This is a genomic window from Shigella sp. FC1967 (assembly GCF_001743005.1).
Lineage (GTDB): Bacteria > Pseudomonadota > Gammaproteobacteria > Enterobacterales > Enterobacteriaceae > Proteus.
The window spans coordinates 1-258 of the sequence record NZ_MIIZ01000250.1; the positions used below are offsets into that span (position 1 = coordinate 1).

1 protein-coding gene is annotated in these 258 nt (G+C 49.6%); it reads left to right on the plus strand.

The window, feature by feature from the left end; translation table 11 throughout:
* Window positions 1-95, plus strand: a 95-nt coding sequence (locus tag BHE89_RS02325; RefSeq protein WP_171742431.1) for a transposase, incomplete at its 5' end; no start/stop codon positions are given.
* Between the last annotated feature and the right edge of the window lie 163 nt (window positions 96-258).

Sequence of the window (258 nt, forward strand, 5' to 3'; positions counted from 1 at the left end):
TTTTGTGGTCAAGGTCGTACTTTGTCTGTAGCACCGGAGAGGCAACGATTGAAACACTCAGAGCCTACGTTCAGAGCCAGTCAACGCTTGATTGATCTTTAAAGCCCTGCGGGCTTTTCGCCTTATATCCCCGCCCGCACTGGGCGAGGGTTTACGGCGTTTTTCGCTAACCTTTGCTTTTGTTGCGCAACAGGCGTATTATGCGCATCCTCTCATCTAAGAGAGAAATCACTGTTTTATTGGGTTCCCTCACCCCAA